Annotated in this window: 8 protein-coding genes; 3 read left to right on the plus strand and 5 right to left on the minus strand. The window is 72.9% G+C overall.

The window, feature by feature from the left end:
• Positions 1–303 precede the first annotated feature (303 nt).
• Entirely contained in the window at positions 304–1,587 is a 1,284-nt protein-coding gene (locus ACFXA3_RS25755) for a histidine kinase dimerization/phospho-acceptor domain-containing protein (protein ID WP_385190613.1), read from the plus strand.
• Between the two features lie 77 nt (positions 1,588–1,664).
• Entirely contained in the window at positions 1,665–2,480 is an 816-nt protein-coding gene (locus ACFXA3_RS25760; protein ID WP_385190614.1) for a hypothetical protein, read from the plus strand.
• On the opposite strand, the gene ACFXA3_RS25765 is transcribed toward ACFXA3_RS25760, so the two are convergent.
• The 5 genes from ACFXA3_RS25765 to ACFXA3_RS25785 all read right to left on the minus strand — a co-directional run bounded on the left by ACFXA3_RS25765 (position 2,461) and on the right by ACFXA3_RS25785 (position 8,041).
• Entirely contained in the window at positions 2,461–3,825 is a 1,365-nt protein-coding gene (locus ACFXA3_RS25765) for a sensor histidine kinase (RefSeq protein ID WP_385190616.1), read from the minus strand. The two genes, ACFXA3_RS25760 and ACFXA3_RS25765, sit on opposite strands and share 20 nt — an antisense overlap.
• The gene (locus ACFXA3_RS25770; protein ID WP_385190617.1) at positions 3,822–4,484 is read right to left on the minus strand and encodes a response regulator transcription factor; all 663 of its coding nucleotides are present in this window, start codon (positions 4,482–4,484) and stop codon (positions 3,822–3,824) included. The genes ACFXA3_RS25765 and ACFXA3_RS25770 overlap by 4 nt, the downstream gene beginning before the upstream one ends.
• A 1-nt stretch (position 4,485) precedes the next feature.
• Positions 4,486–5,142, minus strand: coding sequence for a phosphatase PAP2 family protein (locus ACFXA3_RS25775; RefSeq protein ID WP_385190618.1), 657 nt, complete (start codon positions 5,140–5,142; stop codon positions 4,486–4,488).
• Between the two features lie 333 nt (positions 5,143–5,475).
• Entirely contained in the window at positions 5,476–6,312 is an 837-nt protein-coding gene (locus tag ACFXA3_RS25780; RefSeq protein WP_385190620.1) for an undecaprenyl-diphosphate phosphatase, read from the minus strand.
• A 562-nt stretch (positions 6,313–6,874) separates the two neighbouring features.
• The gene (locus ACFXA3_RS25785) at positions 6,875–8,041 is read right to left on the minus strand and encodes a copper resistance D family protein (RefSeq protein ID WP_385190621.1); all 1,167 of its coding nucleotides are present in this window, start codon (positions 8,039–8,041) and stop codon (positions 6,875–6,877) included.
• Positions 8,042–8,245: 204 nt separating this feature from the next.
• Here ACFXA3_RS25785 and ACFXA3_RS25790 point away from each other — a divergent pair, with 204 nt between their 5' ends.
• Positions 8,246–8,785, plus strand: a complete 540-nt coding sequence (locus tag ACFXA3_RS25790; RefSeq protein WP_385190622.1) for a GNAT family N-acetyltransferase — start codon at positions 8,246–8,248, stop codon at positions 8,783–8,785.
• The last annotated feature ends 92 nt before the right edge of the window (positions 8,786–8,877 follow it).

The following is an 8,877-nucleotide window of genomic DNA, read 5'->3' on the forward strand; positions in this document are numbered from 1 at the left end:
GGGGGGGGGGGGGGGGGCCGCCGGGGGGGGGGGGGCGCGGGGGGGGGCGGGGGGGGCGGGGTGGCGCGGCCGCCGCGGGCGCGCCCCGCGCCGGTCGCCGCGAGCGCGGCCAGGGGGAGGGCAAGAGTGCGTCGCATGGTCCTCGCGTCCTTTGCGGGAAGTCCGTCTGCTCTGACTGCTCTGTCCACGACGCTAGGAGGGGGTCGGTTAGCGCCCGGCCCGCGCACGGTGAGAGGACGGCAAAACCCGCCGTCGGACTCCCAAACCGCACCCGCCGGACGTGCGGCCCCCATGATGGGCGCCATGAGAGCGCGCGTGGTCCGAGTGGCCCTGGTTGCCGCGGCCGTGGCCCTGTTCCTGCTGGCCGTGCCGCTGGCGGTGGCGGTCCGGTCCACCTTCCTTGCCGACGAGAACGGAGAGCTGGAGCGGGACGCCATGGCGACCGTCGTCCGGGTCGGGCCCGATTTCGCCGCCGGAGACCCGGTGGAGCCGCCCGGCGGGCGGGGCGAGGTGCGGCGGGGGATCTACGACGCCACGGGCAGGCTCCGCTCCGGAGCGGGCCCGGCCGCGGGAGGCGACGCCGTCCGGGAGGCGCTGGCGGGCCGTGTGGCCCGGACGCGGTCCGGAGGCGAATTCGTCGTCGCGGTGCCCGTCTCCAGCGGCGAGCGGGTCGTCGGGGCGGTGCGCGCCTCGACGAGTGCCCGCACCGTCCGGAGCAGGGTGCTGTGGGGCTGGGCCGCGCTGCTCGGCCTCTGCCTGCTGGCGCTCGGCGCAGCCGTCGTCGTGGCCCGCAGGCAGGCGTCCGTACTCAGCGCACCGCTGGAGGCTCTCGCCCGTACGTCCCTCGCGATCGCCGACGGAGATCTGACGGCGCGGGCCGACCGCAGCACGATCGCCGAGATCGACGAGGTGGCGCGCGCCCACAACGCGATGGTCGGCCGCCTGGCACGGCTCCTGGAACGCGAACGGCACTTCACCGCGAACGCGTCCCACCAGCTGCGCACCCCACTGACCGGGCTGCAGCTCGCTCTGGAAGCGGCGATGGCCGATCCGGACGCGGACGCGCGCGCCGCCCTCGCCGAGGCGGCGGAGCGGTCACGGCACTTGGACCACACCATCGACGAGGTGCTGCGGCTGGCCACGTCGGGCGCCTCGACCCCGGAACCGGCCTCGCTCCAGCCGGTCGGTGACCTGCTGGAGGCGGCGGAGCGGCGGTGGCACGGCGTGCTCGCCGGGGACGGCCGTCGTCTCGAGCTGGTCCGGGAACCGGCGTCGGGGCGGCTGACCGTACCGGGCCGCTCCACCGACCAGATCCTCGACGTGCTCCTGGACAACGCCCACCGGCACGGCAGCGGGACCGTCACGGTCAGCCTGCGCGATCTGGGCGCCGCGCTCGCGGTGGACGTCGCCGACGAGGGATCCGGCGTACTGGACGCACGGGCGATCTTCGACCGCGGCACCGGAACCGGCTCGGGCATCGGGCTGGCCCTGGCCCGGGAGCTGGCCGGGGCATCGGGGGCCCGGATCACGCTGAGCGGGACCGGTCCCACCCGCTTCACGCTCCTGCTCCCGCTGCACGGGGGGTAAAGCCGGCCGGCAGGACGCAGGTGTGGTGGTCGCCGTGCTCAGGATGCGTTCAGGCTGCGGCTGGCAGCGTCCACGGCATGACATACGAGACGCACCAGCTCCACGGCCCGGCCGCGCCCGCCGTGCCCCGCCGCAACAAGGTCCCCGAGATCACCGCCTACTTCTGGGTGATCAAGGTGCTGTGCACCACGGTGGGCGAGACGGCGGCGGACTATCTGAACGCGCAGCTCGGCCTGGGGCTGACGGGCACCTCCTGCGTGATGACGGCCCTGCTGGCCTTCGCCCTGGTGGCGCAGTTCCGCACGGCCGCCTACCGGCCCGCCGTGTACTGGCTGGTGGTGGTGCTGGTCAGCGTCGTCGGCACGCTGATCAGCGACAACCTCACGGACAACCTGGGCGTGCCGCTGGAGTTCACGACCGCCGTGTTCGCCGTGGCGCTGGCGGCCACCTTCGCCCTCTGGTCCCGGGCGGAGGGGACGCTGTCCATCCACCGCGTCGATTCGGTGCGCCGCGAGGGGTTCTTCTGGGCGGCGGTGCTGTTCACCTTCGCGCTCGGCACGGCCGCGGGCGACCTGGTGGCCGAGCGGATGGCGCTGGGCTACTGGGTCGCCGCGGTCCTGTTCGGCCTGGTCATCGCGGCGATCGCGGTCGCGCACTACGCCATGGGGCTCGGCACGGTGCTGAGCTTCTGGACCGTCTACGTCCTCACACGTCCGCTGGGCGCCTCGGCGGGCGACTACCTGTCGCAGCCCTCCGACGAAGGCGGTCTCGGCCTCGGCACGGTGGTGACCAGCGCACTGTTCCTCGCGGTGATCCTCGGCCTGGTGGTGTTCCTCACGGTGTCGCGGCGCGATGTGACGGACGGGGAGGAGTTCAGCCCGCCGGCAGCGTGACCACGAACCGCGCACCAGGGCGGTGTCGTTCGTCGTACCCGACGTCACCGTCCACGGAGCGGGCCAGGCGCCCCGCGAGCGGCAGTCCGAGGCCCGCTCCGCCGTGTCCGTCGCCGGGGTCGGCGCGCCGTCCCGGGCGGAAGAGCTCCGGGGCGAAGGACGGCGGCACACCCGGTCCGTCGTCGGTGACCTCGATCAGGATGCTCGCGTCCCGGCGGCAGGCGCTCAACCGGATCCGGGAGCGGGCGTGGCGCAGGGCGTTGTCGAGCAGGGGGCTCACGGCGCGTTCGAGCAGGGCCACCGGCACGCCCGCCGTCAGGCCCTCTGCCACGTCGGTCACCCGGACGTCGACCTGCCGCGTCGGGGCCGGCCGGTCGGCCAGCCGGTTCAGCGCCGAGCGGACGTCGGCGGTGCCCCGGTGGGCTTCGGAACCGCCCCGGGCATCGTCGAGCAGGGTGTCGCAGATGGTGCGCATGGAGCGTGCGGCGTCTTCGATGGCGGTGCGGGCGAGCCGTGCCTCGGCGGCGGACCGCGGCCGGCTCTGCCACCAGTCGAGTTCGGCGATGATCCGGGCGAGCGGGTTGCGCAGTTCGTGGGACAACTCCCGGGTGAGTTGGCGTTCGTGGCGCAGCCCGGCCCGGATGCGGTCCAGCAGGGCGTCCAGCGAGCCGCCGAGCCGGGAGAGCTCGTCGGGCCGTCGGGCGTCGCCGAACCGGTCGTCGGACGCCAGAGCGCTCCATGCGGTGGCCTGTTCGGTCATGGTGCGTACGGGACGCAGCGCACGGCCCACCGCGAGGCGGGTCAGCGCGTACGTGCAGGCGAGCATGGCCGCGTCCAGTGCGAGGGACGCGTACAGCACCGTGTCCGCGGAACTGCGGTAGGGCGTGAGGTCGAGTGCGGTGACGACGGCGGCCGGCGCGTGTGCGGATCCGGTGACGGGCCGGACGCACAACCGGACCGGTTGCTGCCGCCCGGCGGTCACGCAGCGGCGTCCGCCCTCGGCCGCGAGTGCGTCCGCGGCCTCGCTGAGCGGGCCTTTCGGCGCGGCGCCGGGAGGAGCTTCGAGGCGCACCGGACCGGCGTAGATCCACACGTCGGCATCGAGTGCGTCGTCGTCGGGTACTTCCACGACGCGGGCCGTTGCCCCCGTGGTGTCCACGGTCGCGGCGATGACGGCGGCGCGGGTGTACAAGTGGTCGTCGGCCTGTTGCCGGAGCCGCTGGCGGACCACCGAGTTGAAGACGACGGTGAGTACGACCATCAGCAGTGCCGCAGCGGCGCACGCGACCAGCGAGAGCCGGCCCCGCAGGGTGCGCGGCCCGCAGCCGGGCAGGCGGGTCTTCACGAGAGGCGGTGTCCCACGCCGCGGCTCGTGGTGATCGTGCGGTCGCTGCCTGCGGTACGCAGTTTGCGGCGCAACCGGCTGAGGTACTGGTCGAGGGTGTTGTCGCTGACCTGGGCGCCCTCGGGCCAGCCGGCGCGGACGAGTGCGCGGCGCGTCACCAGTGCACCCGCGGCGGCGATGAGCGCGGCCAGCAGCCGGAATTCGGTCGGCGTCAGATCCACGTGTGTCCCCGCGACGGTGCAGGTGTGGCGGACCGGGTCGAGCAGCAGGTCGCCGGCCGCGGCGGGCAGGGGCGGGCCTGCCCTCCTGAGGGCCGCGCGCAGGCGGGCCGCGAGTTCGGCGAGGTGGAAGGGCTTGCCGAGGTAGTCGTCGCCTCCCGCGGAGAATCCGGTCAGCCGGTCGGTCAGGTGGTGGTGGGCCGTCAGGAAGATGACGGGCCCCGGAAAGCCGCGGGCCCGCAGGGCCTGGCAGACGTCCCGGCCGTCCGCGTCGGGCAGGCCGACGTCCAGGACGACCGCGTCGAAGCCGGACTCGGCCAGTCGCAGGGCGCAGGCTCCGTCCGGTGCGGGCGCCGGGTCGAAGTCCTCGTCGCGCAGGCCCCGTACCAGCACGTCCCGCAGTGCGTGATCGTCCTCGACGACGAGGATGCGCCGGCGCACGTCAGCCGCCCGTCGTGGGGCGGTCGCCGGTGCGCGACAGGTACGCGAAGGCGAGGAGGGACAGCCAGGCGGTGGCGAACAGCCAGCCCCCGATGACGTCGGTGAACCAGTGGACTCCGAGGTAGACGCGGGTGAGACCGACCACCGCGCCCCACACCGCGATCACCGCGACTGCGGTGCGCGGCACCCTGGAACCGCGCAGGAACAGGGCGGCGATCAGGAGACCGGCGGTCATCGCGCCGGTACTGGTGTGACCCGAGGGGAAGGACCAGCCGGAGGCGTGGGTCGCCCAGTCCGCCGCAGCGGGCCGGGGGCGGGCGACCAGCATCATGATCGCGTAGCGCAGGGTCTGACCCGCGCCGAGGCACAGGAGCAGCGCGGCGGCCGTGAAGGCCCGCTGCCGGGTGGTGCGGCCGGCGTAGAGACCGGCCGCGACGACCAGGACGTACGGGAGGGGCCCGGTGCCGGTGGAGGTGACGATGCGCGCGAGCGCCGAGCCGAGGGCCGGGCGGTGCTCCACCGACCAGCGGTGCAGGGGCACATCGGCGGGCAGCAGGTGATCCGGGGTGCGTACGACCCACAGCGCCAGCAGCGTGAAGAGCACGGCGGCGGCGAGGGCCAGCCAGCCGGCTCGGCGTGCGAGCCGGGCGCGGTTCACGTGGAGGCCGGCAGTGGACGCGGCGGGCCGGCCGCCGGCCGGTCCACGGGGACGGAGCGGTCCGGAGTGATCACCCTGGCACGGCCGTACGTCCCCGGCCGTTCCCCCGCACGACGGGGGCTGACCGCGAGGTCGGCGGAGGCGTGCACGCAAGCGGCCATGCGGTGGGGCCTTTCGAAGGAGCCGGGCGAGGCGGCCGGGCACGGCACCCGGGCGACCACCACGCCTGGGGGTCTACTGCACTGTAGACGATCGTGAGGTAAGGGTGGGATCAATGCCCGGGCCGCGGGCCGCTCGCGCGTACGGGCGCACCCCACGGCCGGAGAGGCCGGGTCAGGCGGCGAGGACCCCGGTGCCGAGAAGACCGAAGAGCAGTACCCCGATGACGATCCGGTAGACGACGAAGGCGTTGAAGGAGTGCTTGGCGACGTACTTCAGGAGCCAGGCGATCGAGGCGTAGGCGACCGCGAAGGAGACCGCGGTGCCGACGACCAGCGGAAGGGTGTCCACGCCGGCGCCGACGGCGTCCTTGAGCTCGTACAGGCCCGCGCCGGTCAGGGCGGGGATGCCCAGGAAGAACGAGAGGCGGGTGGCGGCGACGCGTTCGAGGTCGAGGATGAGTCCGGTCGACATCGTGGCGCCGGAGCGGGAGAAGCCCGGGAAGAGCAGGGCGAGGATCTGTGAACAGCCCACCAGCATCGCGTCCTTGAGGCCGGTGTCGTCCTCCCCGCGCTTGTGGCGGCCCATCTGGTCGGCGGCCCACATCAGGCCGCTGCCGACGATGAGGGAGCCGGCGACCACCCACAGGGAGGCCAGGGTGCTCTCGATCAGGGGCTTGGCGGCCAGCCCCACCACGACGATGGGAATGGTGGCGAAGATGACCCACCATGCGAACTTGTAGTCGTGGTGGTACCGCTCCTCGCGGTTGACGAGGCCGCGTCCCCACGCGGTCATGATCCGTACGATGTCCTTGAAGAAGTACACCAGGACCGCGGCGATGGCCCCGACCTGGATGACCGCGGTGAAGGCGACGACGGCCTTGTCGTCCACCGGGATGCCCATCAGCCCCTCGGTGATCTTCAGGTGGCCGGTGGAGGAGACCGGCAGGAATTCGGTGACTCCTTCGACGACGCCGAGGACCGCTGCCTGTCCGATGCCGATCGTGCTCAATTCGTCCGTCCCTGAAGTTGGTCCGATGGGTGGTGAAGCGTCGGCCGGGCCCCGGCGGCTGCCGGGCCGAGCCGGTCACCGCGTGGCGGCGGGGGCGTGGGAGGAGGAGGGCGGGCGTGGCACGCTCGGGGAAGACCCTCACCGTCTACACGCGTGTAGAAGACGAAGGTGACTGTAGAGGATGAGCGAGGAGGTGGCCAACCTCGGACGGGCACGACCGGGCCGGCCCCCTGCGCGACGGGTGCGACGAGGACGTGCTCGCGCGGGCGCGCACGGCCGGACCTTCGCCCATGCCCCCGCCACGGACGAACAGGGCTTCGCCGCACGGAAGATGCACCGGGCGATGGGCGATGGGCGATTGGCGCGGCGCCGGGGCCCGGTCCGCGGCGCTTCGCCGCACTGTTCTCGTCCCGGCCGAATGGCGGGGGCCGACGGGGGGCGGCGGCCGCGACCGTCTACGTCGCGGCGGCCGCCCCGTGCACCGCGGACACCGTACGGGACCTGCACGAGGTGGTGCGGCGGGCCATGGGTGGTCGAGTCCGTCTGCCGGGGAGGCTCCGGGTCAGGCCGGGACCGAAGTCGTCCGTCGGGCGAGGGCGTCGGACGTCCTGACGGTGATGTAGAGCGAGGCGGCCAGGGTGAGGACGAGCAGGGCGCCGACCGCGAAGACGCTGCCGTCCGAAACGGCGGGCGGGCTGCCGGCCTCGGAGCGGGCGGAGCCACTGAGGAAGGGGACCACGGCCAGGACGGCGAACCCGAGGACGACCTCGCCCCAGACGACCTTGGGGAAGTGCCGCAGGGTCAGGTGCACGAGCGACGAGGTGTCGTCCTCGGCCCGGGCCTTGACGATGCGGGGCATCAGCCAGAACTGGTTGACGGCGCCCGCCGTCACCATGCCGAGAACGAGGAGGATCTTGACGAGGACGAAGAGCCCGTAGGTCGTCGTCCAGAGCTGGCTGATGGAGCCGACGTGCTTCCAGCCCAGCCACAGTCCGGAGGTGAGGACCGCACCGACGCTGACGAGGGCGACGAGGGCGAAGCGGCGCCAGACGTCCGCCCACAGCAGGCCCGCACCGTCACCGAGGCGGCGGCGCGAGGCGGCGAGTCCGGCGAGGAAGGCCAGGCCGCCGACCCAGACCACACCGCTGATGATGTGCGTCTGGTCGAACACGAGGTCCAGGACCTTCTCCGCGTTCTTCGGCTTGGTGGCCGGTACCGCCGCGATGAGCGTCACCGCGAGGCTCAGGGGCAGGGCGGTCAGCGCGAGGGTGTTCAGGTGCCGGCGCGCCCCGGGGAGGAACAGCGTGATCAGAGCGGCTGCGGCGCTCACCAGCACGATGTTCTGCACCAGATAGATCGTGCCCTGCGCGATCCACGCGTCCTTGCCCGCCGGTGCGAGGAGGAAGTCCCGGATCCGGCCGGGCGCGAGGGCGTCACCGAACGGCATGCCCTTTCCGGCCCGGGCGAGGCGGGCGGCGAGCTGGAAGTACCCGGCGACCAGGAGGACGACGCCGGCCCAGGCCAGGTACCCCGCCGTTCTTCGTCTCATGACCTCCACGTCAGCGCCATGGGCCTCGGGGGCGCGCAGTGCGGGGCGCACGGACGCCGCGTAGGTGACCGTGGTGCCGATGGCTCCGGACAGGCCGACGAAGTAGCCGGCCTTGGTGAGGACGCGCCAGAGCGGAGGCGTGGTGTAGCCGGCCTCGGCAGCCAGATGTATGGAATGCATAAGCGAAGGCTAACCTAAGTAAGGCTGCCCTTGTCCAGTGCCTGACAGGACGAATGAATCCGGGCACGGGACCTCCACCGGACCTGGCGTGCCGCCTCGGCGGAAGGGGTGGCGGGAAACGATGCGAGGTCGCTGTCGTCGAAGTCCGCAACACCCCACCCGCGCAGGGGAAATGCCCTGTCCGGTACGTGTGATGCTGGAGTCATGACTGATCAACCCGAGGTTGTTGTCGTCCGCCGGCCAGGCCGGGACGCTCCTGGTGCGGACGGGTTGGCCGAGCTGCTGGCGGCCTACCATCTGCGGACGCAAGCGGAGAAGGGCGAAGCCGTTGCCGGTGTGGACGCATTGCCGGACCGCTATCGGGCGGAGGTCTCGGACCCGTGGACCGCGTTCGCCGACGATGAGGTGCTGGTGTCGATGAGTGGGGACACCGCTGTCGGCTGCCTGGTGGTGACCGCCCCCGTCGAGGGCCGGGCCGAGGTCAAGAGGCTATGGACGAACCCGGCATTCCGGGGCAGGGGCATCGCGTCCGGGCTGATCGGAGCCGCGCTCGCGCACGCCGCGGAGACCGGCGTCAGCACCGTCGGGCTGTCGGTGTGGGAGTGGCGGACCGAAGCCATCGCCCTGTACGAGCGGCTCGGGTTCACCGTGACGCAGTCGTGGGACGCACGGGAGCGACTGGTGTGCATGGAGTGCGTTCCCCCGACGCGCCCTGGTACGACGGAAGGGCCCGGATGCCCGTGAGGTTACGGGCCCTTCCGGTGCAGTATCGGGGCCAGGGTTTGAAACGGCGACCACGGGGTTATTTTCCCAGCGAGCTACCGAGCTGCTCCAAC

The sequence above is a fragment of the Streptomyces sp. NPDC059456 genome (assembly GCF_042750055.1).
In the GTDB taxonomy this organism is placed as follows: domain Bacteria; phylum Actinomycetota; class Actinomycetes; order Streptomycetales; family Streptomycetaceae; genus Streptomyces.

What these genes read in the sequence shown, in the direction of transcription:
- ACFXA3_RS25755 (WP_385190613.1), top strand. Translation starts at nt 304, where the DNA reads ATGAGAGCGCGCGTGGTCCGAGTGGCCCTGGTTGCCGCGGCCGTGGCC.
- ACFXA3_RS25760 (WP_385190614.1), top strand. Translation starts at nt 1,665, where the DNA reads ATGACATACGAGACGCACCAGCTCCACGGCCCGGCCGCGCCCGCCGTG.
- ACFXA3_RS25785 (WP_385190621.1), bottom strand. Translation starts at nt 8,041, where the DNA reads ATGCATTCCATACATCTGGCTGCCGAGGCCGGCTACACCACGCCTCCG.
- ACFXA3_RS25790 (WP_385190622.1), top strand. Translation starts at nt 8,246, where the DNA reads ATGACTGATCAACCCGAGGTTGTTGTCGTCCGCCGGCCAGGCCGGGAC.